This window comes from Roseateles sp. P4_D2 (genome assembly GCF_056401875.1).
On the sequence record NZ_JBFUIM010000010.1, the window covers coordinates 125,800 to 148,261 of the forward strand.

Genomic DNA, 22,462 nt, shown 5'->3' on the forward strand with positions numbered 1-22,462 from the left:
CCTAGAGGCATGGCTCTAGAAACGCCAGTCGCAATCGGCGGCGGCCGTGCCTGCCGCGAGTTGTGCGGCCACCTCGGTCAGCGGATGCGGCGCAGGCGTCAGCTCGGCGAGATTGGTCGGGCGCGAGGCTTCGGCGCGCGTCAGCGCCTCCTGCCAGGGCTCGCCGGCCGCGCGCAGCGCGCAGGCCAGCTGCAGGCGGGCAGCCCACTCGGGCAGGCCCTGAGGTTCGGGCAGGCCGTCGAAGTAGGCCACGCGGATGCGCGTGCCCGCCAGCGAGGCCGCCGGCGTGCCGGCCAGGCGGCTCTTGAAGAGATCGATGCGGCTGGCCAGATTGCGGGACTCGGCGAGCAGCGGACGCAGCGTGTTCAGGCGGTGCTCGACATCGCGCGCCAGCGCCTGGCCAGCCTCGCCGGCGCCGGGCGCGATGGCAATGCGCGAGAGCGTCAGCAGGCCATCGGCGCGGCGCACGTCACCGATCAGCGGCGCGGCATCCAGCCCCGCGAGGGCCTGGGCGGCGGCGCGCAGGCTGGCCGCGTCGGCGCGGCCGGCGGCCAGCACGCGGGCCTCCAGCAACTGGGTGCGGCGCAGCAGGCCGGTCACGGCGTCGTCGGCGCCGGCGGCCTCGGTCTCGGCCTGGGCCTTCTCCAGCTGGGCCAGGGCCGCGCCGAACTCGCCGAGTTGCTGCAGGTAGACGGCCAGCAACTGGCGCATCAGCGTGCTGGCGTGGTTGCCGGGGCGCGCGATGGCGTCCCAGCGGCGGATCAAGTCATCGCTGCGCGCCGTGGCGTCGGCCGCGCTCTCGCGCGCCATCCGCCAGCGCACGAAGGCCAGGTTGCGCTCCAGCACCAGGGCCGGGCGGATGCGCTCGGCCTCCTGCGGGTTCCAGAACGGCTTGGCCGCCTCGAGCGAGCGCTCGGCCTCGCGCAGCCGGCCCTCGTAGACATAGAGCACGTTCTCGTAGGTCGCGAAGCGCGCATGCTCGAAGGGGTTCTTGGCATAGATCGCGTCGTTGGAGCGCTTGGCCAGCGCCAGTTCGCGCTCTGCATCGGCGAAGCGGCCCAGGCGACCGTAGGCCGTCAGCAGGTGCAGGCGCAGGCTGTGGGATTTCTCGCTCAGCGGCCCGTAGCGGCTGTCCCAGCGAGGCAGCAGCGGTTCCAGCAAGTCGATCACGGGCTGGCCGCCGGCGACGGCGGTGTGCAGGCCGGCCAGAGAGACGGCGGCGTCCTCGGTGCGCGGGTCGTTCTCACCGAAGGCCTGGCGGGCGTGGGCCAGGCGCGCTTCAGCCAACGGCGCCGCGACGTCGAAGCGCTGCAGCGCGAAATAGGTCTTGACCAGCGTGTCGAAGACACGGTCCTTGACCTCGGGCTGGTCGTTGAAGCGCGTGGCCAGCTCCTGGCGCTTGCGGTCCAGCAGTTCCACCACGGTGGGCTGGCGGCCGCCGTTCTGGTCGGGGCTGGCCGCGCCGAGCAGCTCTGCCAGATAGCCCGTGACCTGCTCGGACTCGCGCGCTGCGGCCTGGGCCTCGTGCCGCTGCCAGAGGCTGACGGCCAGGCCCAGGCTGAGGGCCGCGAACACCAACGTGGCGCCGACCGCCAGCGCGGCATTGCGGCGCAGCCAGAGGCGCACGCGATGCTGCCAGTCCTCGGCACGCACGCTGACCGGGCGCTGGGCCAGCCAGTGCTCGAGGTCGTCGATGAAGTTGCCGACGCTGGTATAGCGTTCGGCCGGGTTCTTGCGCAAGGCCTTGGCGGCGACGGCCTCCAGGTCGCCCGCCGCCCGGTCCGCATCGAGGGGGCGGCCGGGGCCTGCCTCGTCGCCGGCGCTGTCGGCCGAGCCGGTCGTGCGTGTGGAACGGGTGATGCGCTGGGCCTGGCCGTGCAGCACGGCATGCTCCAGGGCCGTGCGGCCCAGGCCGCGCTTGCCGAAAGGCAGGTCGCCGCTGGCCAGTTCGTAGAGCATCACGCCCAGCGAATAGATGTCGCTGGCCACGCCCACGGCCTCGCCGGTGATCTGCTCGGGCGCCGCGTAGGCCGGCGTCAGGCGCCGGCCGGTGATCTGTGTCAGCTGATGGTCGGACTGACGGCCGGAGTCGTCGAGCAGGCCGGCGATGCCGAAGTCCAGCAGCTTGGCATTGCCCTGCTCGTCCACCATGACGTTGCCGGGCTTGAGGTCGCGGTGCAGGATGAGCTGGGCATGGGCATGTTCGACGGCGCGCGCCACCTCCAGCAGCAGCTTCACGCGCGCCACCAGGCCAAGGTTGTGTGCGCGCACGTGCTCGGACAGCGTGCGGCCCACCACGTACTCCAGCACGAGGTAGGCGCGGCCGTCCTGCTCGCCGGCGTCCAGCATGCGGGCGATGCCCGGGTGGGTCAGCCGGCCGAGCAGGGCGCGCTCGCGGGCGAAACGGGCCGTCAGGCCGGGGCCGGCGCGGTCGCCGCGCAGCAGCTTGATGGCGGCCTCGCCCTGGTAGAGGCCATCGGCCCGCTCGGCCCGCCAGACCTGGCCCATGCCGCCCTCGCCGAGGGGTTCGGCCAGGCACCAGGAGCCCAGGCGGTCGCCGGGGCGGGCAGGTGTGGTGGTGGAGAGCGTCGGCTCGCTCAGCGCGGCGACCAGGCGGGTGTTGTAGCCCGGCATGTCGACGAGGACGGTGGCGTCCGTGTCTTCGTCCTCGGGCAAGGAGGCGAGCATGCGCGACAGCCGCGCGGCCAGTGCGGGCGGCTGCAACGCAGCCAGGCGCTCGGCCCGTGCCGCGGCGGGCAGCTCGGCGAGCTCGTCGAACAGCGCCGACAGCTGCTGCCAGTCCGAGGACTGCAAGCCCGAGTTCATCAGTACACCGAATTCGGCGGGTCGCCGAGCAGCTCCTGCAGCAGGGCGCGCGCCTTCAGCAATTCGCGGTTGATGCTGCGCGTGGACAGGCCCCGCACCGCCGCCACCTCGGCGATGGACAGGCCGGCGAAGCCCACCATCTCGATCAGCTCGTACAGGCCGTTGTCCAGGGCCTTCATGCGCTCCAGCGCCTGGTCCAGGCCCAGCATGTCGACGGCCGTGCTCTGCACGGCGGCCACATCGTCGGCCGCGGACAGCGTGACCATGACGGCGTCCCCGCCGCGTTTGTCGCGGCCTTCGGTGCGCAGGTGGTCGATGACGACGGAGCGCAGCACGCGGCCCACGTAGGCGAAGAACTGGCCGCGCGTCTCGCCCTGCAGGCCCTGCTGGTCGGCCATGCGCAGAAAGCCCTCGTGCACCAGGGCGGTGGTGTTCAGGCCGGCCGACCTGCCGCTCGGGCCGCTCTGCGCCAGGCGGATGCGGGCGACGCGCTTGATCTCGGGGTAGAGCAGGGCGTAGAGCTGCTGCAGGGACGCCGCGTCACCACGCGAAGTGCCGATCAGCAGTTCGGTGATGTCGGCCACGTCAGTCTTCCTGGAAGGCGGCGAGGGCGGCCGTGATGGCGGCGTCGCTGGCTTCGCGCTGCACCGGCGCATCGGCCACAAGACCTTCGCGCTTCAGCCGGGCGACCCATTGGCCGGCATCGCGGCCCTGCTCGAAGCCACTGCTCTGCAGCAGCAGCTCGCCACCCGCCGACAGCAGCTTGAAGTAGAACTTGCCGTCCGCCTCGCGGTATTGCTTGAAGACCGGCAGTGCGGCCTTCTCTGTCTTGGTAGCGGCTGTCGTCGCGGTGGACGTGTAGGGCCGCAGGCCGCAGGCCTCGCGCAATTGCTTCAGGAAGGGAACCGCAATGGCGCGGGCCTTGGCGGCGCCGGCCTGCAGCGTGGCTTCGAGCTGCTCGGGGTGGGCCATCAGGTGGGCATAGCGCTCGCGCATCGGGCCGATCTGGCCTTCGATCAGGTTCACGAGCTGCTGCTTGGCCTCGCCCCAGCCCAGGCCGCCGCGCAGGGCCGCGCGGAAGGCGGCGCGCTGCTCGGTGGTCGCGAAAGCATCGTAGATGGTGACCAGGGCCTGGCCCTGCGGGTCCTTGGGCTCGCCGGGCAGCTTGGAGTCGGTGACGATGCGCGCAACGGCCTCCTTCAGCGCCGCGCTGCCGCCTTCGAAGAGAGGGATGACGTTGTCATAGCTCTTGCTCATCTTGCGGCCGTCCAGCCCTGGCAGCAGCTCCATCTCGGCATCGGTCACGGCCTCTGGGGCAGTGAACAGCTCCTTGCCCCGGCCAAACAGGTGATTGAAGCGCTGGGCCACGTCGCGCGCCATCTCGATGTGCTGGATCTGGTCCTTGCCGACCGGCACCTTGTGCGCGTTGAACATCAGGATGTCGGCCGCCATCAGCACCGGGTAGCTGAACAGGCCCATGCTGACGTTGGCATCGGGCTCCTCGCCGGCAGCCACGGCCGCGTCCACGGCAGCCTTGTAGGCATGGGCCCGGTTCATCTGGCCCTTGGCCGTCACGCAGGTCAGCAGCCAGGTGAGCTCGGGGATCTCGGGCACGTCGCTCTGGCGGTAGAAGGTGACGCGTTCGGGGTCGAGGCCGGCGGCCAGCCAGGTCGCGGCAATGGCGCGGCTGGAATGGGCCAGGCGGTCCGGCTCGTCGCACTTGATCAGCGCGTGGAAGTCGGCCATGAAGAAGAAGCTCTCCACGCCGGGCGCGCGGCTGGCTTCGATCGCCGGGCGGATGGCGCCGACGTAATTGCCGAGATGCAGGGTGCCGGTGGTGGTGATGCCGGTCAGGACGCGTTGAGGCATGGGTTTGGTGAAAAGTAACCAAACCGGATTGTGGCCTCAGCTTCGTTTGCGCGAAGGGGGTGCTGCTACGGAGGCGCGCCAGGTGACGGTGATGTCGAACTGCCGCGAGATGGGCAGCTGCTGCCCGTAGCAGCGGTTCAGCAGCCAGTGCAGGCCGGCCAGCGTGACCTCGTGGCTCGGGATGTGCACCGATGTGAGGCGCGGCGCCGCGAATTCGGCGCTGGGAGAGTCGTCATAGCCCAGCACCGAAACCTCATGCGGCACCGACACGCCGCGTTCCTGGAAATGCGCCAGCAGGCCGATGGCCATCTCATCATTGGCGCAGAACACGGCAGAGGGCAGGCGCTTTTGCTTGAGCAGCACCTCTGCCGCATCCCAGCCGGCCTGATTGGAAAAGTCGCCGGGTACGGTCAGGATCTTGGACGTGTCCAGCCCGCGCAGCGCCAGCTCGCCCATGAAGCCATTCAGGCGCGCCACGTTGTCGGGCGAGGTGGTCGGGCCGGAGACGACGGCGATGTCCTTGTGCTTGTGCTGCAGCAGCGCGCGGGCCGCCTGCACGCCGCCCTGCACGTGGTCGGCCGTGAAGCATTGGTCCTTGATGCGGTCGAAATGGCGATTCAGCACGACGACCTGGCGCGCCGCCGGGCCCAGGGCCTTGAGGTCTTCGTCCTGCAGCGCGTTGGACAGCACGATGAGGCCGTCGCAATCGCGGTCCAGCAAAAAGCGCATGCCGTCGTTGGTCTCGACGCGTTCGTCCTCGATGCCCTCGCCGAAGGCCACCACCATGTGCAGTCCTTGCGCGCGCAACACCAGGTCGATGGCGCGCAGGATGGGCGTGTAGTAGGTGCCGCGCAGGAAGGGGATGTAGACGCCGATCAGCTTGGACGTGCCCGCGCCCAGCGAACGCGCGGTGTGCGAGGGCCGGAACTTCAGCTGGGCAATGACCTTGCGCACGCGCTCGGCCGTGGCTGGCGCGACGGAACCGTTTCCGCTGATGACGCGCGAGGCGGTGCCCACGCCCACACCTGCCAGCCGCGCTACGTCCTTGATCGTTGCCATTCGCCCTCTGCTTTTGTTGGGGCGGATTGAATCACAGGGGGCAGATCGGGGCGGGGTCTGCCGGCTCGGGCAGGGCCTTGGTATTTGCCTGGGTTTCCTTGCCACTCAGGCCGCCCCCGACCGGCCACCAGGACCTGGCTTCGTGGCTGCTGAATTGGCAGGGGCCTGCAGGCCAGGGGAAGGACAGGCGGCCGGTGAAGCCCGGCCAGGCCTTGCCGGCGGTCGGTTCCACCAGCACGTCGACCAAGCCGGCGCCCTCGGTGCCGGGCTGCCAGGCGGCAATGAAGGCATCGCTCTTGTTGGCCAGGTCATTCACATAGAGCGGCCGGCCCGAGTACAGCAGCGTGACGACGGGTTTGCCGCGGCCGGCGACCCGCTGCAGCACTTCCGCGTCCTTGGGATGGCGACGGCTGAAGCGCAGGTTTTCGGTGATGCGCGCATCGCCCTCGCCCTCGGCATAGGGTGTCTCGGCGAGCACGGCGACGACGGCGTCGAAGTTCTTCGGGTCGCTCTTGCTGCCGTCAGCGTCGAAGGTGACCTGCGCGGCACCCAGGCGCTGCCGCAATGCCGCCAGCAGCGACGTGCCTTGCGGATAGTCGACATTGCTCGTGTCGCGGCCCTGCCAGGTCACGCTCCAGCCGCCGCTCTGGTGGGCCAGACTGTCGGCCGCGGTACCGACAACGAGCACGCGGGCCGTGCCCTTGAGCGGCAGCAGGCCGGGCTTGTTCTTCAGCAGCACCAGCGACTCGCGCACCGCGCGGCGCGCCAGCTCGGGCGCCTGCATCGCCTCGACCGTGGCGGGCACGGCCGGCTGCATGCCGATGCTGAACTTCACGCGCAGGATGCGGCGCACTGCGTCGTCGATGCGGGCCATCGGGATCCTGCCCTGCTCGGCAGCCCGCAGGGTGTTGTCGAAGAAGGCCTTCCAGTGGAAGGGCACCATGACGACGTCGATGCCGGCGTTGATGGCGGCCGGGCAGTCCTCGGGCGTGCAGCCGGGCACCTGGCCGACGCCGTCCCAGTCGCTGACGATGAGGCCGTCGAAGGCCAGGCGGTCTTTCAGCACGCCGGTCATCAGCACGGCGTTGCCATGCATCTTGCCGTGCTCGACGTAGCCAGCGCTGTCGGTCCAGCTGCTGAAGGAGGTCATGACGGTCAGCACGCCGGCGTCCAGCGCACCCAGGTAGCCCGCGCCGTGCACATTGGCGAGATCGGCCGGCGAAGCCTGCGTCACGCCCTGGTCGATGCCGCGGCGCGTGCCGCCATCGCCGACGTAGTGCTTGGCAGTCGCCAGCACGCCGCGGCCCTCCTTCATGCCGTCCTGCAAGCCTTCCACCGAGGCCTGGCCGAGGCGCTTCACCAGGGCCGGATCGACGCCGAAGCTCTCGTAGGTGCGGCCCCAGCGCACGTCCTGCACGACAGCCAGCGTAGGCGAGAAGGCCCAGTGCAGGCCCGAGGCGCGGATGGCGCGCGCCGTGGCGCGGCCGATGTCGCGCACCAGGTCGGCGTCACGCGTCGCACCCAGCGCGATGTTGTGCGGGAAGAGAGTGGCGCCGCGCACGTTGTTGTGGCCGTGCACGGCGTCGGTGCCCCAGATCAGCGGGATGCCCGGCGTGGCCTGCAGGGCCGCGGCCTGGAACTTTTCGGACAGCTCGCGCCACTGCGCCGGCGTGGCCGCGCGGTCCTGGCCCGGCCAGCCCCCACCGCCGTTCAGGATAGTGCCGATGGCGTACTCGCGCACCTGCTCCGGCGTGATCGCGCGGATCTCGGGCTGGGTCATCTGGCCGATCTTCTGGCGCAGGGTCAAGTTCTTCAGCGCGGCCTCGACCTTGGCCTCGAGTGCCGCATCCCGCACGGGCTTGCGGGCCGGCCAGGCCTGCACGACGGCATCGGTTTCGGCCGCGCCGGCCATGGTCGCCAGGGCAAGCAGGGCAGCGAGAAGTGCGGTTGAGCGAGTCATCGTGGAGTGTCCGTTGGGAGCGCGACGGTAGTGGGTGAAGCAAAAAAACGTCAACCCCCGGGCCGACGAGATTGACAGCCCCGACTGTGGCGCATTAGATTTGCGCCGTGTTTGGAACCGGTTCCAATTTTGATGCCGACACCGCCAAGGAGCGCGGAGGCATCGCCACCCAAAAAGCCGGCCGAGCAGCGAACAAGACGAACCAGGAGACGAAAGAAATGCTCAAGCAAGCTCAGCGTGCGGCAGTGCGCACCATCGCCCCAACTTCGCCCCAGCGGCGCAATCGCCTCACGCCCATTGCCGTCTGCGTCGGCCTGCTGGGCGCATCGGCGCTGGCACTGGCCCAGACCGCGCCGGCGGGCGAGCAGAAGCTCGACACCGTGACGGTCACCGGCTTTCGCGCCAGCCTGGAATCCTCGATCAGCACCAAGCGCAACGCCGATGCCATCGTCGAATCCGTCTCGGCCGAGGACATTGGCAAGCTGCCCGACGTGTCCATCGCCGACGCGATCTCGCGCCTGCCCGGCCTGACGGCTCAGCGCGTGGCCGGGCGCTCGTCCGTCATCAGCATCCGCGGCATGGCGCCGCGCTATGGCGTGACGCTGCTGAACGGCCGCGAGATCGTCTCCACGGGCGACAACCGCTCGGTGGAGTACGACCAGTTCCCGTCGGAGCTGATCAACGCCGCCACGGTCTACAAGACGCCGGACGCCAGCCTGTCGGCGCAAGGCCTGTCGGGCACGGTCAACATGAAGACGCTGCGCCCGCTGGACTTCGCGACCTCGCGCGGTGTCGTCGGCGCTCGCGTGGAACGCAACTCCAACGGCTCGCTGAACCCCGAGATCTCCGGCACCGGCAACCGCCTGAGCGCCTCGTATGTGACGCAGTCGGCCGACCGCACCTGGGGCGCGGCCGTCGGCTTTGCGCACCTGGACTCGCCCAACCAGGAAAAGCACTACAAGAGCTGGTGGTGGGCCAACACCAACAACTGGGGCGCACCACTGCCCGGCGTGCCCACGGACGCCGTCGCGCTGCAGGGCTTCGAGTTGGGTGCCGCCTCGTCGCGCCAGAAGCGTGACGGCCTGATGGGCGTGCTCGAGTACAAGCCCAATGCCGATTTCCACAGCACGCTGGACCTCTACTACTCCAAGTTCGACCAGACCGAGGCGCGCCGCACGGTGATGTCCGACATGTCGACCTGGTCGGGTGCGACCTGGAGCAATGCGCAGACGACGGTGGTCAACGGCGACAAGATCGTCACCAGTGGCATCGTCAACAACACCACGCCGGTGGCGCTGACGACCTTCAACAAGCGCCAGGACGACATCCGCGCCATCGGCTGGAACAACGAGCTGAAGCTGGCTGACTGGAAGCTGGTGGGGGACCTGAGCTGGTCCAAGGCCAAGCGCGACGAGCAGAACGCGGAAGTGCAGGCGGGCTCGCTGAGCCGTGTCAGCCTGGGGCAGGCCAACATCGTCACCGGCGACGGTCGCTCCACCTTCGCGCCGACCTTCGACTTCGGCGACGGCAAGAGCGTCTACCTGACCGACCCCGCCAACTGGGGCCGCGACGGCCGCAGCCAGTTTCCCAAGGTGCGCGACCAGATCAAGGCGCTCAAGCTGACGGCGGGCCGCAACTTCGACAGCTGGCTCAGCAACATCGAGGGCGGGCTGGACTACTCCGAGCGCGACAAGGACATGAACCGCACCGAGGTGAACTACAACCTCAAGAACGGCCGCGCGCCGATGCTGATTCCGTCCGCGCTGCTGCGCTCGCCGACCGACCTGGGCTTTGCCGGCAGCAATATCCGCATGGTCAATTTCGACCTGCCGAGCGCGCTGAGCTTGTACGACGTGGTGCCCACCTCGGCCGACCAGGCACCGGGCCGTATCTGGCAGGTGCACGAGAAGGTCACGGCCGCCCACGCCAAGCTCGGCTTCGAGTTCGACTGGGGCGTGCCCATCCACGGCAGCTTGGGCCTGCGCGTCGTGCATGCCAAGCAGTGGAGCGACGGCCTGTTCTGGAACGGCAAGACCAACGCGACCGAACCTGCCACCGGCGGCACCAGCTACACCGACACGCTGCCCAGCCTCAACATCGCTGCCGACGTGACTGCCAACACCATCGTGCGCTTCGGCCTGGCCAAGGTGCTGGCGCGGCCGAACATGGAGGACATGCGCGCCGGCTTCGCGGGCATCAGCGTCAGCACGACCGAGCCGCATCTGTGGTCGGCCAATGGCGGCAACCCCAAGCTGGAGCCCTGGCGCGCCGACGCGGTGGACCTGTCCGTGGAGCACTACTTCAGCAAGCGCAGCTATGTGGCGGCCGCGGTCTTCCACAAGAACATCAAGAACTTCGTCTACTCGCAGTCCATCGACTTCGACTTCACCGGCTTTCCCAACCCGACGGCCTTCACGCCCTACAGCAACATCGGCACGTTGACTACCCAGTCCAACGGCGGCGGCGGGATGATCGCCGGCACCGAGCTGAGTGGCTCGCTGGACGGCGGCCTGATCAGCCCCGCGCTGGATGGCATCGGTGTGAGCCTGAGCTACTCGGACACGCGCAGCTCGCTGCACGAGGGCAATGACGTCAGCAAACCTTTGGATGGTCTGTCGGGCAAGGCGACCAACTTCACCGTCTATTACGAACGCGACGGTATCTCGGCGCGCATCGGCAGCCGCCATCGCTCGCCCTTCGTGACGACGGTGCGCGGCACCTTTGGCGAGAACGTGCCGAGCATGATCTCCAGTGAAACCATCATCGACGCGCAGATCGGCTACGCGTTCGAATCGGGCCTCTTCAAGGGTCTGTCGCTGACGCTGCAGGTCAACAATCTGCGTGACGAGCCCTATCGCACCCGCGTCGGTGTCTCCACCGGTTCCGTCGATCCCAACGCTACCTTGCCTGAGCGATACACGTCCTATGGCCGCCAGTTCCTGATCGGCGGCACGTACAAGTTCTGATCGATTTCCCAGTTCCCTGAACCCGCGCCGGCCGCGCTGCCGGCGCCTCCCATTCGAAGCATGAGCTCCCACACCGCCCCGAAACGCCAAGACTTCCCCGCCGACTTCCGCTGGGGCGTGTCCACCTCATCCTTCCAGATCGAGGGCGCCGGCCGCGAGGACGGCAAGGGCGAGTCCATCTGGGACCGCTTCTGCAGCGAGCCCGGCCGCATCCGCGACGGCTCCAACGCGCTGGTGGCCTGCGACCATTACCACCTGTTCCCGCAGGACCTGGACATGGCGAAGGCTCTGGGCGTCAACGCCTACCGCTTCTCCATCGCCTGGCCGCGCATTCTTCCAAACGGAACTGCAGGGCGGGGCGCCGTGAACGAAGCGGGCCTGGCCTTCTACGACCGGCTGGTGGACGGCATGCTGGAGCGCGGCCTGGACCCCTGGGCCACGCTCTACCACTGGGACCTGCCGCAGCCGCTGCAGGAGCAAGGCGGCTGGCTCTCGCGCGACACGGTCGGCGCCTTCCTCGAATACACCGACATCGTCACGCGCCGCCTGGGCGACCGTGTCAAGCACTGGATCACGCACAACGAACCCTGGTGCTCCTGCATGATGGGCTACTGGGAGGGCGTGCATGCGCCCGGCGGCAAGAGCCTGGCCGATGCGATGCAGGCCTGCCACCACGTGCTGTTGTCGCATGGCCAGGCCATCCCGCTGATCCGCAAGAACTCGGCCGGCGCCCAAGTCGGCATCACGCTCAGCCTGCACCCCATCACCGCCGCATCCGATAGCGCCGAGGACGCCGCCGCGCTGAAACGCCACGATGGCCTGCGCAACCGCTGGTTCCTCGACCCGCTGTTCGGCCGCGGCTATCCCGAAGACACGCTGGCGCTGCTCGCGTCATCCGGAAATGCCGCGCCCAAGGTGGAGGCCGGCGACCTGGCGGCAATAGCCACCGCGACCGACTTCCTCGGCGTCAACTACTACTTCCCCGAGATGGTCAAGGCCGATCCGGCCGGTGGCCCGATGCGTGCCAGCCTGGTGGAGCGCGAGGGCGTCGAACGCACCGGCTTCGGCTGGGAGATCTCGCCACAGGGGCTGGTGGACCTGTTGACCCGCATCCAGCGCGACTACAACCCGGCCGTCATCCAGCTGACCGAGAACGGGTCCACTTTCGAAGATGTGCTGACGCCCGACGGCCATGTGCACGATGCCGAACGCCTGTCCTATCTGCAGCGCCATCTGAGTGCGGTCAAGCAGGCGCTGGACGCCGGCGTGCCGGTCAAGGGCTACTTCGCCTGGAGCCTGCTGGACAACTTCGAATGGGCCGAGGGCTATCTGCGCCGCTTCGGCATCGCCTATGTCGACTACGCCACCCAGAAGCGCACGCTGAAGGACAGCGGCCTCTGGTACGGCCAGTTCCTGAACGAATAATTAACGGCATGTCGCCCCTTATTTAAAGGGTACAGGCGGTTTCTAAATGAAATATTACAGGGTCCTCCCTCAGGCGCGCCAAGCCGCGCCGGGGCAAACTGCGCCTCGCCGCCCTCAAAGATCCGGAGACAAGATGAAGTTCCCCCGCCACGCCCTGGCCGCGGTTGCGCTGCTGGCTGCAACCGCTTCCAACGCCGCTGAACCCCTGAAAGCCGAGGTCATCCATTGGTGGACCTCGGGCGGCGAATCCGCCGCCGCCAAGACCCTGGCCGAGGCCTACAAGGCCCAGGGCGGCATCTGGGTCGACACGGCTGTCGCCCTGGGCGAGCAGGCTCGCTCGGTCGCCATCAACCGCATCGCCGGCGGCAACCCGCCCACGGCCGCCCAGTTCAACACCACCCAGCAGTTCCGCGACATCGTCGACCAGGGCCTGCTGAACAACGTCGACGCGGTGGCCCAGCGCGACGGCTGGGACAAGTTCCTGCCCGAGACCGTGCTGAGCGCCATCCGCGTCAACGGCCACTACTACGCCGCGCCGGTCAACATCCACAACATGACCTGGTTCTGGTTCTCCAAGGCCGCCTTCAAGAAGGCCGGCATCGCGGAAGAGCCCAAGAACTTCGATGAGCTGTTTGGGGCGCTGGACAAGCTCAAGGCCGCCGGCCTTGTGCCGCTGGCCCATGGCGGCCAGCCCTGGCAGGACGGCATCGTCTTCACGGCCGTGCTGGCCCACTACGGCGGCCGCGACCTGTATCTCAAGATCTTCCGCGACCGCGACCCCAAGGCCATCCTGGGCGAGGACTTCAAGAAGGTGCTGCTGGCCTACAAGAAGCTGCAGGGCTACACCGACAAGGGCTCGCCCGGCCGCAACTGGAACGACGCCACCGCCATGCTCATCAGCGGCCGCGGCGGCGTGCAGATCATGGGCGACTGGGCCAAGGGCGAGTTCGCCCAGGCCAAGCAGGAGGCCGGCAAGGACTACGGCTGCGCCCCAGGCTTCGGCCCCAAGGCGCCCTACATCATCCAGGGCGACGTGATGGTCTTCCCCAAGACCGACAAGCCCGACCAGGTCAAGGCCCAGCAGCTGCTGGCCAGCGTCATCACCCAGCCCGCCACGCAAGTCGCCTTCAGCATGAAGAAGGGCTCCATCCCCATCCGCACCGACGTCGACGTCAGCCAGATGGACATGTGCGCCCAGATGGGCGTGGCCGCGATGAAGGACAAGTCGCGCCAGCTCGGCAACGGCGAGATCTACATCACGCCCGACCAGAACGGCGCCCTGCAGGACGTGCTGACGAGCTACTGGAACCGCAACATTCCGGTCGAGAAGGTCCAGAAGGACATCGTCAACGCGCTGAAGTCCTGACGATGAAACGCCGTTCCCTCGCGGCCTGGGGCGCGCTGCTGCCCCTGGCCGTCATCGTTCTCGTCGGCTATGTCGGCACGGTGCTGTGGACGCTGCGCACCTCCGTGTCCAGCTCGCGCACCTTCCCCAAGGACGACTTCGTCGGCCTGCAGCAGTTCGAACGCCTGCTCGACAACGATCGCTGGCAGCTCGCCATCCACAACCTCGCCGTCTACGGTGTGCTCTACATCGTCGCGGCCATGCTGCTGGGCTTTCTGCTGGCCGTCTTCATCGACCAGAAGGTGCGCGGCGAGGGCGTGCTGCGCACCGCCTTCCTGTACCCGTATGCGATGTCCTTCGTCGCGACCGGCCTGGTCTGGCAATGGGTGCTCAACCCCGACAGCGGCCTGCAGAACGCGATGCAGCAGATGGGCTGGAAGGATTTCAGCTTCGACTGGATCGTTGACCAGGACATGGTCATCTACACCGTCGTCATCGCCGGCACCTGGCAGGGTGCGGGGCTGGTGATGGCGCTGATGCTCGCCGGCCTGCGCGGCATCGACGAGGAGATCTGGAAGGCGGCGCGGCTGGACGGCATTCCGACCTGGCGCGTGTATCTGTCCGTCGTGTTGCCCATGATGGGCCCGACGCTGGCGACCGTCTTCACGCTGCTGGCCACCGGCGTCGTCAAGGTCTTCGACACCGTCGTCGCGATGACCCAGGGCGGCCCCGGCACGGCCAGCGACGTGCCGGCCAAGTTCATCATGGACCACCTGTTCGGCCGCGCCAACCTGGCGCTGGCTTCGGCGGGTGCTGTGGTGTTGCTGCTCACGGTCCTCGCCTTGGTCGCGCCGCTCGCCTACGTGCGCAGCCGCCAGGCCGCGAAGGGAGGCCACGCATGAAGCGCACCAAGCATTGGGCCCGCATCGGCGTCTACGCCTTCCTGCTCTTCGCCGCGGCCTTCTTCCTGCTGCCGCTGTACGTGATGCTGACGACCTCGTTCAAAAGCATGGAGGAGATCCGCCTCGGCCAGATCTTCGCGCTGCCGTCGGCGCCCTCGCTGGGCGCCTGGCGTGCCGCCTGGAGCGAAGCCTGCACGGGCGTCAGCTGCGAAGGCATTCGCGGCGGCTTCTGGAGCTCGGTGGCCATCACGGTGCCGTCGGTCATCCTGCCCATCCTGCTGGGTGCCATCAACGGCTATGCGCTCTCCTGGTGGAAGCCCAAGGGCGGCCAGTGGCTGTTCGGCGTGCTGATGATGGGCGCCTTCATCCCCATCCAGGTGATGATCTATCCGCTCGTCAAGCTGGAAGCGGCCATCGGCATCTACAGCAGCCTGCCCGGCATCGTCGCCGTGCACCTGGTGTTCGCCATGCCCATCATGACGCTGCTGTTCCGCAACTACTACGCCAGCCTGCCGACCGAGCTGTTCAAGGCGGCGCGCGTGGATGGCGGCGGCTTCTGGCGCATCTTCGCGCAGCTGGTGCTGCCGATGTCCACGCCGATGCTGATCGTCGCGGCCATCATGCAGATCACCGGCGTGTGGAACGACTACATCCTCGGCCTGACCTTCGCCGGCCGCGAGAACCAGCCGATGACGGTGCAGCTCAACAACGTCATCAACACGACGACGGGTGAGCGTCTCTACAACCTCAACATGGCCGCGACGATCCTGACGTCCGCCGTGCCCCTGTTGGTCTATCTGATTTCCGGCCGCTGGTTCGTGCGCGGCATTGCAGCGGGCGCAGTCAAATGAGTGGCGTGAACATCCAAGGTCTGAGCATCAAGTTCGGCCACAACGAGGTCATCAAGAACCTGGACCTCCAGGTCGTCGAGGGCGAATTCCTCGTGCTGCTCGGCCCTTCGGGCTGCGGCAAGTCGACGCTGCTGCACAGCATCGCCGGCCTCATCGACGTGAGCGCAGGCAGCATCCACATCGGCGGCCAGGACATGACCGACGCTGAGCCCTCCGAGCGCGGCATCGGCATGGTCTTCCAGAGCTATGCGCTGTACCCGACGATGACGGTGGAGCGCAACATGTCCTTCGGCCCGCGCGTGGCCGGCATTCCCAAGGCCGAGATCGAGCGCCGCGTGAAGCGCGCGGCCGACATGCTGCAGCTGACGCCGCTTCTTAGCCGCAAGCCGGCTCAGCTGTCCGGCGGCCAGCGCCAGCGCGTCGCCATCGGCCGGGCGCTGGTGCGCGAGGCCGGCGTCTTCCTGTTCGACGAGCCGCTGTCCAACCTCGACGCCAAGCTTCGCGCCGAGCTGCGCCGCGAATTGAAGCTGCTGCACCAGACGCTGGGCAACACGATGATCTACGTGACCCACGACCAGGTCGAGGCCATGACGCTGGCCTCGCGCATCGTCGTCATGAAGAGCGGCGTCATCCAGCAGATCGGCACGCCCGGCGAGGTCTACGAGCGCCCGGCCAATCTCTTCGTCGCCGGCTTCCTCGGTTCGCCCGCCATCAACATGGTGCCGGCCCAGGTCGGTGCCGACGGCCGCTCGCTTGAAGGCGCGCTGCCTCTGCGGCTGGCTGAGGGGCGTGCGAAGGCCGGCCAGAGCCTCGTGCTCGGCGTGCGGCCCGAGCACGTGCGCCTGCAGTCGGATGGCCGCTGGCGCGCGACGGTGCAATTGGTCGAGCCCATGGGCAACCACCAGGTCGTCTGGATGAAGCTGGGCGAGCAGGGCTTCTCGGTCCTGGTGCACGACGGCCGCCGCATCTTGGCCGGCGACGAGCTGGCCTTCGACATCGACGAGTCGGCGCTCAGTGTTTTCGACGCCGCCAGTGAACAACGCCTGAGCTGAAACCGCCATGAAGATCCTTCTGCTCGCCCTGACAGCCGCGCTCGCCAGCGTTGCTAACGCCGAACCTGTGCGGGCTTTTCTGACGACCGCCGACCAGCAGCAGTTGCTGGCGCCAAGCGAAGTGAGCAAGTCCGCCAACAAGGCCGATGCCGTGATCCGCATCGACCCGAAGCGCCAGCACCAGCGCATCGCCGGCTTCGGAGCAGCCATCACCGAGGGCTCGGCCTGGCTGATCCGCCACGGCATGAGCGAGCCCCAGCGCGACGCGCTGATGCGCGAGCTGTTCACGCGGGAGGGGAATGACGGTAAGGGCCTGGGCTTCGAGTTGACTCGGCTCACGATCGGCGCATCGGACTTCTCGCGCCGCCACTACAGTCTCGACGACATGCCGCCGGGCCAGACCGACCCCGAGCTGAAGAACTTCTCTCTCAACACCGAACGCGCCGACGTCATCCCCGCCGTCAAGCAGGCCCTGGCGCTCAATCCCAAGCTGCAGGTGATGGCCTCGCCATGGAGCGCGCCGGGCTGGATGAAGACGACCGACAGCCTCGTGCAGGGGCAGCTCAAGCCCGAGTTCTACGGCGCCTTTGCCCGCTACATGGTGCGCTACGTCGAGAGCATGCGCGCCGAGGGCGTGCCCATCTTTGCGCTGACGCTGCAGAACGAGCCGCACTTCGAGCCGCCCGACTACCCCGGCATGCGCATGACGCCGGCCACGCGCGCGACCGTCGTCGGCCAGCACCTCGGCCCGTTGCTCAAAGCCCAAGGCCTGAAGACGCAGATCCTGGAGTGGGATCACAACTGGGACGAGCCGTGGAGCCCGCTGTCCATGCTGTCCGATGCCACGGCGCGCCAATATGTGTCGGGCGTGGCCTGGCATTGCTATGCGGGCGATGTGTCCGCGCAGTCGCAGGTGGCCCAGCACTTCCCGGAGCTGGACGTCTGGTTCACCGAGTGTTCCGGCGGCGAATGGAAGCCGCAGTGGGCCGAGACACTGCCCTGGATCACGCGCAACCTCATCATCGGCAGCACCCGCCACGGCGCACGTGGCGTGCTGATGTGGAACCTGGCGCTGGACCCGCAATACGGCCCGCACCTGGGCGGTTGCAAGGACTGCCGTGGCGTCGTCACCATCGACCCCAAGACCGGCAAGGTCACGCGCAACATCGAGTACTACGCCTTCGGCCACGCCAGTCGTTTCGTGCAGCAGGGCGCACGGCGCATCGACTCGGAAGGCGGCGAGGGCAAGAAGACGGGCCTGGACCACGTCGCGTTCACGAACCCGGATGGCAGCACGGCGCTGATCGTCAGCAACTCCGCCGGCGCGCCCCGCCGCTTCACGGTGCAGGCGCCGGGCCGGCGCTTCAGCTACGAGCTGCCGGCCAGCGGCGTCGTGACCTTCACCTGGTGACCGCTGGGCGCTGGCCGCGCGTGACATCCGTCCTGAGTTCTAACGACTCGGCGCGTGACTGATGTCACGTGGCGCGGCCCATCCTGGCTAGGATGGGCCGATGACGGGATCCCTGCTGATCAGCACCAGCTTGATCGCCCTGCTTGGCGTGGCGCTGCTGGTGCTGGCGCGGCTGGAGCCTGGTCATCCCCACATCAGCGACTGGGGCTGGAGCCATGTCCTGCTCGCCGTGGGCCTCACGCTGGGCATCGCCCTCGTGCCGCCGGACCCGGAGTCCGTGCACTACAAGCTCCAGGCCACCGTGGCGACGGCCGCCGTCATCGCCTCGCTGTCTCTGCAACTGGCTGGCGCGGCGCGCTACCGCGGCCGGCTCTGGCGCTGGCGGCGCAACGCGCCGCTGTTCGCGTCCCTGCTCGGCTTCATCCTGGCGCTGGCACTGGTGCAGCAGCGCCATGCCGTCGTTGCCGCTGCCCTGATCCTGACCGCCGGCGCCTGGCTGGCCGCCGCCTGGCTGTGGCGGGATGGGGCGACCGGCGAGCGCTTCGTCGCCGGCTGCTTTGCGGCCTCCGGCCTGGTGCACCTCAGCGGCCCGCTGCTGGACCCGTTGGCCCGCTCTCCCATCACCCACATCCTCGGTACCTATGTGCAGGCCGTGCTGGCCATGGCGCTGATCCTGCTGTCGGTGCGCCGCGCCCATCACGAGACGCAGCGAGTCAATTCGCAGCTGCGCCAGCTCTACGAGCAGTCCATGCAGGGTCTGCTTGTCGTGCGCGAGTCGCGGGCCGTCTATGCCAACCCGGCGGCGCTGGCCATGTTCGGTTTCGACCGCGTGGAGGACATCGGCCCCATCGGCCCGCTGATCGCCACTTCCGACATCGAGGCCGCGCGCGCCCGCTACCAACGCCTGCTGCAGGAGCGCAGCGGCCAGATCGCCTGGGAGGGCGAGCGCTACCGCAGCGATGGCCAGGCCGTCTATCTGCGTGGCAGCTCCAGCTATATCGAATGGGAGGGTGGGCCGGCCCTGCTGGTGCTGATGCTGGACGACACCGCGCGCCAGCGCGCCATCGAGGCGCTGCGCCGCCAGGCCCTGCATGACGAGCTGACCGACCTGCCCAACCGCCACGCCGCCCTGGCCCGCCTGGCCGAGCTGACGGTGCCCGGCAGCCCGGGATTCGCGCTGCTGTCGGCCGACCTGGACCGCTTCCAGCTCGTCAACGAAAGCCTGGGCCACGAGACCGGCGACGCGCTGCTGCAGGCCATCGCGACACGCCTGCGCGAGGCCCTGCCGCCCGAGGCCCTGCTGGCACGACTGGGCGAAGACCAGTTCCTGCTGCTGCAGCCCGGCGTCGATGACGACGCGGGCGCCCTGCTGGTTGGCCAGCGCCTGCTGGCGCTGATGAACGCGCCCTTTGCCGTTGCCCACCGGGCCTTGTATGTGCACCTGTCGGTCGGCATCGCGCTTTTTCCCGCCCATGGCCGGGACGGCGCGGCCCTGCTGCGTGCGGCCGATGTGGCCATGCACCAGGCCAAGCAGCAGGCCGGCGCGGCCGTCGTTGCCTTTCGGCCCGGCATGTCGGCAGCGGCGGGCGGCCTGCTGGAGATCGAACAGGCCCTGGCCGCGGCCATCGAGCGCGAGGAGTTCCAGCTCGACTACCAGCCGAAATTCGAGGCCGGCACGCGCCGCCTGGCGGGCTTCGAGGCCCTGGTGCGCTGGCAGCGCCCCGGGCGCGGGCGCGTCAGCCCGGCGGACTTCATTCCCGCCGCCGAGCGCACCGGCCAGATCGTGCCGCTCGGCGCGCTGATCCTGCGCCAGGCGGCCCAGCAACTGCGTGCCTGGCAGCAGCAGGGCCTGGCCGTGATGCCGGTGGCCGTGAATGTGTCGCCGCTGCAGTTCGAGGACACCGGCTTTGCCGATTGGGTGCTGGACCTGGTGCGCGCGCATGGCTTGGCGCCGACGCTGATTGAGGTCGAGATCACCGAGACCGCCGCGATGACGCACATGGACCGTGTGCTGCCCCAGCTTGCCCGGCTGCGCGACGCCGGTGTGGGCGTCGCGTTCGACGACTTCGGCACCGGTCAGAGCTCGCTGACCCTGCTGCGCCGCCTGCCCATCACCACACTCAAGCTTGATCGCAGCATGATCGACCCGCTGCCCGAGCCGTCCGCCGGCGCCGTCGTGCGCGCGGCCTGCGTGCTGGCCCAGGCGCTGGGCCTGGCCATCGTGGCGGAAGGCGTCGAGACCGAGGCGCAGGCCGCCGAGGTCGAGGCCTTGGGCTGCACACATCTGCAGGGCTGGCTGTTGGCCAAGCCCCTGGCGCCCGCTGCAGCTGCGGCGCTTCTCAGCTCGCCATCAGCTCACCCATCCGGACCGAGCCTCCCGGTTGCCACGCCGGGTTGAACTGCAGGCCGCTGTTCTCGAACAGCATGACGACCGTGGAGCCGAGCAGGAAGCGGCCCATCTCGTCGCCCTGAGCCAGCGTCGCTTGTCCAGGTGTGTAGTCCCACTCGCGTACCGGGCCGGCGCGGTTGATGACGCCATGCCAGACCGTGGCCATGCTGCCGACGATGGTGGCGCCGACCAGCACCAGCACCCAGCGACCCAAGGTGTCGTCATCGAACACGCAGACGACGCGCTCGTTGCGCGCAAACAGCCCCGGCACGCCGCGCGCCGTCGTCGGGTTCACCGAGAACAGCTCGCCCGGCACATGCACCATGCGCACCAGCCGCCCGGCGGCCGGCATGTGGATGCGGTGGTAGTCCTTGGGGCTGAGGTAAAGGTTGGCGAACAGGCCGTCCTTGAACCGCGCCGCGAGCTGCGCGTCGCCGCCGACCAGGGCCGTCGTCGTGAAGGCCTGTCCCTTGGCCTGGAAGATCTGGTCGCCCTGGATGCGGCCCACCTGGCTGATCGAGCCGTCCACCGGGCAGATCAGCGAAGCATCGGCCAGCGGCCGCGCGCCGGGTTTCAGCGCCCGGGTGAAGAAGTCGTTGAAGGTCTTGTAGGCCGTGATGTCGGGCTCGGCCGCCTCGGCCATGTTGACGCCGTAGCGCCCGACAAAGCGGCGGATGACCGAGGTCGTCACGCCACCCAGCGGCTTGGACGCGTAATGCCCGGCCAGGCGTGTCATCGCCTGCTTGGGCATCAGGTATTGGGGCAGGACTTTGAGGCGGTCGGACATGGGAAGGGGCCGAATTGCGGTCGAGGATTCTAGGAGTCGCGCCACGGCATGACGACCCGGCGCAGCGGGGCCGCCGTCGTCGCGACCTGATCGGCGTCCAGCAGGCCGCGGCGCTTCAGGTGGCGGATGGCGGTCTGCACGGTCGACTTGGCCAGGCCGGTGCGCGTGGCGATCTCCTGCAGGCTCAGCGGCACGGCTTCCGCGCGGCGTCGCTGGGCCTCGCAGGCCAGGCAGAGGTAGACGAGAAAGGCCGAGGGCCGCCGGTCATGGCCGCAGAGGTCGGCCATCAGCGTGTCGACGACATAGGCGTCGATCTGGTGGGCGATCGGTTTGTGCATAGCGATCAATGCTATAGCAGCCATCGGACGCGATCCGCCCGGGCGCTTCCAGAATGGGCGCCACGTCCAACAGCTTCGAGCCGCCACCATGATCACCCACGTCAAATTCATCGGCGTTCCCGTCGCCGACCCGGCCCGCGCGCTGGCCTTCTACCGCGACCAGCTCGGCTTCGCCGTTGCTACCGACCAGCCCATGGGCCCGGGCAAGCGCTGGATCGAGCTGCGCGTCGGCCACTCGGCCACGCGCGTCGTGCTGTTCACGCCCGAAGGCCACGAGGATCGCATCGGCACCTTCTTCAACGGCGCCATCGCCTGCGACGACGTCGAGGCGACCTGCCGGCAGCTGCAGCAGCGCGGCGTCGAGTTCGTCGCGCCGCCGACGGCCCAGCCCTGGGGGACGTTCGCCAAGTTCAAGGACTCCGAAGGCAACGTCTTCGTGCTGTCCTCCAGCTGAGGCCCCGGCAGCCGGGCGCGACAATCCGCGCCGATGCCCCTGGTCCACAGCTCCTTCTACCGTTTCACGCCGGTCGCCGACCCCACCGCCTTCGCCGCCTGGCTGCGCGAGGCCGCCGCCGGTCTGGGCGGCGTCATCCTGGTGGCCGGGGAAGGCCTGAGCGCCGCGGTGGCTGGCCCGGCCGAGGTGGTGGCAGCTTTTGAAGCGCTGCTCCAGCAGCAGCCGGGTTTCGCCGGCCTGCACTGCAAGCACAACGCCTGCGAGCGCTTGCCCTTCAGTCTGCTCAAGGTCTCCGTCAAGCGCGAGATCGTCGCCTTCGGCATTCCCGGTGTCAGCGGCGAGGACACCGGCACCCATGTCAGCCCACAGCGCTTTCGCGAACTGCTGGCCGACCCCGACACCGTCGTCCTCGACAACCGCAACACCTTCGAGTTCAAGCTGGGGCGCTTCCGCGGCGCCATCGACCCCGGCGTGGCCCACTTCCGCGACTTCCCGGCCTATGTCGAGGCACACCGCGACGAATGGCAGGGCAAGACGGTCGCGATGTACTGCACCGGTGGCATCCGCTGCGAGAAGACAGCAGCGTGGATGCAGGCCCAGGGTCTGAAGGTCGCGCAGCTCGACGGCGGCATCCTGGGCTTCCTCGAAGCCTTTCCCGACGCCGCAGCCGATTGGCAGGGCGAGTGCTACGTCTTCGACAAGCGCATCGCCATCGATGCCGCCGGCCGCGAGACGGGCACGACGGCCGAGCAAGTCTTCAGCGACCCGGCCGACGCCTGGCGGCTGGCGCGGGCGCGGCGGCTGGATCCCGAGGACTGACGTCCGCAG

General features: G+C 68.7%; 17 protein-coding genes. 10 read left to right on the forward strand and 7 right to left on the reverse strand.

Features of this window, described 5'->3' with window-relative positions:
• Nucleotides 1–15: 15 nt before the first annotated feature.
• The 5 genes from AC1DW0_RS18835 to AC1DW0_RS18855 are packed head-to-tail and all read right to left on the reverse strand — an operon-like array spanning nt 16 to nt 7,714.
• On the reverse strand, nt 16–2,826 hold the full coding sequence (locus tag AC1DW0_RS18835) for a serine/threonine-protein kinase (protein ID WP_477947341.1): 2,811 nt from the start codon (nt 2,824–2,826) through the stop codon (nt 16–18).
• A complete protein-coding gene (locus AC1DW0_RS18840; protein ID WP_056200637.1) occupies nt 2,826–3,410 on the reverse strand; it encodes an ECF-type sigma factor in 585 nt (194 codons plus the stop codon). The genes AC1DW0_RS18835 and AC1DW0_RS18840 overlap by 1 nt, the downstream gene beginning before the upstream one ends.
• A 1-nt stretch (nt 3,411) precedes the next feature.
• Nucleotides 3,412–4,695 carry a tryptophan--tRNA ligase gene (locus AC1DW0_RS18845; protein ID WP_477947343.1) on the reverse strand — a complete coding sequence of 428 codons (1,284 nt, stop codon included), beginning with the start codon at nt 4,693–4,695 and terminating at the stop codon, nt 3,412–3,414.
• Nucleotides 4,696–4,731: 36 nt separating this feature from the next.
• Nucleotides 4,732–5,754: a LacI family DNA-binding transcriptional regulator gene (locus AC1DW0_RS18850; RefSeq protein WP_056200633.1), complete on the reverse strand. Its 1,023-nt coding sequence runs from the start codon at nt 5,752–5,754 to the stop codon at nt 4,732–4,734.
• Between the two features lie 31 nt (nt 5,755–5,785).
• Nucleotides 5,786–7,714 (reverse strand): glycoside hydrolase family 3 protein, encoded by a 1,929-nt coding sequence (locus tag AC1DW0_RS18855; RefSeq protein ID WP_457352255.1) that lies wholly within the window; start codon nt 7,712–7,714, stop codon nt 5,786–5,788.
• 218 nt (nt 7,715–7,932) lie between these two features.
• On the opposite strand from AC1DW0_RS18855, the gene AC1DW0_RS18860 reads away from it, so the two are divergent.
• The 8 genes from AC1DW0_RS18860 (at nt 7,933) to AC1DW0_RS18895 (ending at nt 20,064) form a co-directional block, all read left to right on the forward strand.
• Entirely contained in the window at nt 7,933–10,680 is a 2,748-nt protein-coding gene (locus tag AC1DW0_RS18860) for a TonB-dependent receptor (RefSeq protein ID WP_157281853.1), read from the forward strand.
• Between the two features lie 60 nt (nt 10,681–10,740).
• Nucleotides 10,741–12,105 (forward strand): GH1 family beta-glucosidase, encoded by a 1,365-nt coding sequence (locus AC1DW0_RS18865; protein WP_457352258.1) that lies wholly within the window; start codon nt 10,741–10,743, stop codon nt 12,103–12,105.
• Nucleotides 12,106–12,238: 133 nt separating this feature from the next.
• The gene (locus AC1DW0_RS18870; RefSeq protein WP_457352260.1) at nt 12,239–13,471 is read left to right on the forward strand and encodes an ABC transporter substrate-binding protein; all 1,233 of its coding nucleotides are present in this window, start codon (nt 12,239–12,241) and stop codon (nt 13,469–13,471) included.
• A gap of 2 nt (nt 13,472–13,473) precedes the next feature.
• Nucleotides 13,474–14,352, forward strand: a complete 879-nt coding sequence (locus AC1DW0_RS18875; protein ID WP_457352262.1) for a carbohydrate ABC transporter permease — start codon at nt 13,474–13,476, stop codon at nt 14,350–14,352.
• Nucleotides 14,349–15,203, forward strand: a complete 855-nt coding sequence (locus AC1DW0_RS18880; protein WP_457319855.1) for a carbohydrate ABC transporter permease — start codon at nt 14,349–14,351, stop codon at nt 15,201–15,203. Before AC1DW0_RS18875 ends, AC1DW0_RS18880 begins: the two co-directional genes overlap by 4 nt.
• On the forward strand, nt 15,200–16,255 hold the full coding sequence (locus AC1DW0_RS18885) for an ABC transporter ATP-binding protein (protein WP_457352264.1): 1,056 nt from the start codon (nt 15,200–15,202) through the stop codon (nt 16,253–16,255). Before AC1DW0_RS18880 ends, AC1DW0_RS18885 begins: the two co-directional genes overlap by 4 nt.
• A 7-nt stretch (nt 16,256–16,262) precedes the next feature.
• Complete coding sequence (locus tag AC1DW0_RS18890) at nt 16,263–17,666, forward strand: glycoside hydrolase family 30 protein (protein WP_457352266.1); 1,404 nt, start codon at nt 16,263–16,265, stop codon at nt 17,664–17,666.
• A 100-nt stretch (nt 17,667–17,766) separates the two neighbouring features.
• Nucleotides 17,767–20,064, forward strand: coding sequence for a putative bifunctional diguanylate cyclase/phosphodiesterase (locus AC1DW0_RS18895; RefSeq protein ID WP_477947349.1), 2,298 nt, complete (start codon nt 17,767–17,769; stop codon nt 20,062–20,064).
• Here AC1DW0_RS18895 and asd read toward each other — a convergent pair.
• Entirely contained in the window at nt 20,006–20,842 is an 837-nt protein-coding gene (gene asd, locus AC1DW0_RS18900; protein ID WP_457352270.1) for an archaetidylserine decarboxylase, read from the reverse strand. The two genes, AC1DW0_RS18895 and asd, sit on opposite strands and share 59 nt — an antisense overlap.
• Before the next feature lie 29 nt (nt 20,843–20,871).
• Nucleotides 20,872–21,180 carry a helix-turn-helix domain-containing protein gene (locus AC1DW0_RS18905; protein WP_056200609.1) on the reverse strand — a complete coding sequence of 103 codons (309 nt, stop codon included), beginning with the start codon at nt 21,178–21,180 and terminating at the stop codon, nt 20,872–20,874.
• Nucleotides 21,181–21,268: 88 nt separating this feature from the next.
• Here AC1DW0_RS18905 and AC1DW0_RS18910 point away from each other — a divergent pair, with 88 nt between their 5' ends.
• Both AC1DW0_RS18910 and trhO read left to right on the forward strand, forming a co-directional pair.
• Nucleotides 21,269–21,634 carry a VOC family protein gene (locus AC1DW0_RS18910; protein ID WP_457319865.1) on the forward strand — a complete coding sequence of 122 codons (366 nt, stop codon included), beginning with the start codon at nt 21,269–21,271 and terminating at the stop codon, nt 21,632–21,634.
• Between the two features lie 33 nt (nt 21,635–21,667).
• Nucleotides 21,668–22,453, forward strand: a complete 786-nt coding sequence (gene trhO, locus AC1DW0_RS18915) for an oxygen-dependent tRNA uridine(34) hydroxylase TrhO (RefSeq protein ID WP_457352272.1) — start codon at nt 21,668–21,670, stop codon at nt 22,451–22,453.
• The last annotated feature ends 9 nt before the right edge of the window (nt 22,454–22,462 follow it).

Coding starts and splice junctions, on each gene's coding strand:
- AC1DW0_RS18835 (WP_477947341.1), bottom strand. CDS start 2,826: ATGAACTCGGGCTTGCAGTCCTCGGACTGGCAGCAGCTGTCGGCGCTG.
- AC1DW0_RS18845 (WP_477947343.1), bottom strand. CDS start 4,695: ATGCCTCAACGCGTCCTGACCGGCATCACCACCACCGGCACCCTGCAT.
- AC1DW0_RS18850 (WP_056200633.1), bottom strand. CDS start 5,754: ATGGCAACGATCAAGGACGTAGCGCGGCTGGCAGGTGTGGGCGTGGGC.
- AC1DW0_RS18855 (WP_457352255.1), bottom strand. CDS start 7,714: ATGACTCGCTCAACCGCACTTCTCGCTGCCCTGCTTGCCCTGGCGACC.
- AC1DW0_RS18860 (WP_157281853.1), top strand. CDS start 7,933: ATGCTCAAGCAAGCTCAGCGTGCGGCAGTGCGCACCATCGCCCCAACT.
- AC1DW0_RS18865 (WP_457352258.1), top strand. CDS start 10,741: ATGAGCTCCCACACCGCCCCGAAACGCCAAGACTTCCCCGCCGACTTC.
- AC1DW0_RS18870 (WP_457352260.1), top strand. CDS start 12,239: ATGAAGTTCCCCCGCCACGCCCTGGCCGCGGTTGCGCTGCTGGCTGCA.
- AC1DW0_RS18875 (WP_457352262.1), top strand. CDS start 13,474: ATGAAACGCCGTTCCCTCGCGGCCTGGGGCGCGCTGCTGCCCCTGGCC.
- AC1DW0_RS18880 (WP_457319855.1), top strand. CDS start 14,349: ATGAAGCGCACCAAGCATTGGGCCCGCATCGGCGTCTACGCCTTCCTG.
- AC1DW0_RS18885 (WP_457352264.1), top strand. CDS start 15,200: ATGAGTGGCGTGAACATCCAAGGTCTGAGCATCAAGTTCGGCCACAAC.
- AC1DW0_RS18890 (WP_457352266.1), top strand. CDS start 16,263: ATGAAGATCCTTCTGCTCGCCCTGACAGCCGCGCTCGCCAGCGTTGCT.
- AC1DW0_RS18895 (WP_477947349.1), top strand. CDS start 17,767: ATGACGGGATCCCTGCTGATCAGCACCAGCTTGATCGCCCTGCTTGGC.
- asd (WP_457352270.1), bottom strand. CDS start 20,842: ATGTCCGACCGCCTCAAAGTCCTGCCCCAATACCTGATGCCCAAGCAG.
- AC1DW0_RS18905 (WP_056200609.1), bottom strand. CDS start 21,180: ATGCACAAACCGATCGCCCACCAGATCGACGCCTATGTCGTCGACACG.
- AC1DW0_RS18910 (WP_457319865.1), top strand. CDS start 21,269: ATGATCACCCACGTCAAATTCATCGGCGTTCCCGTCGCCGACCCGGCC.
- trhO (WP_457352272.1), top strand. CDS start 21,668: ATGCCCCTGGTCCACAGCTCCTTCTACCGTTTCACGCCGGTCGCCGAC.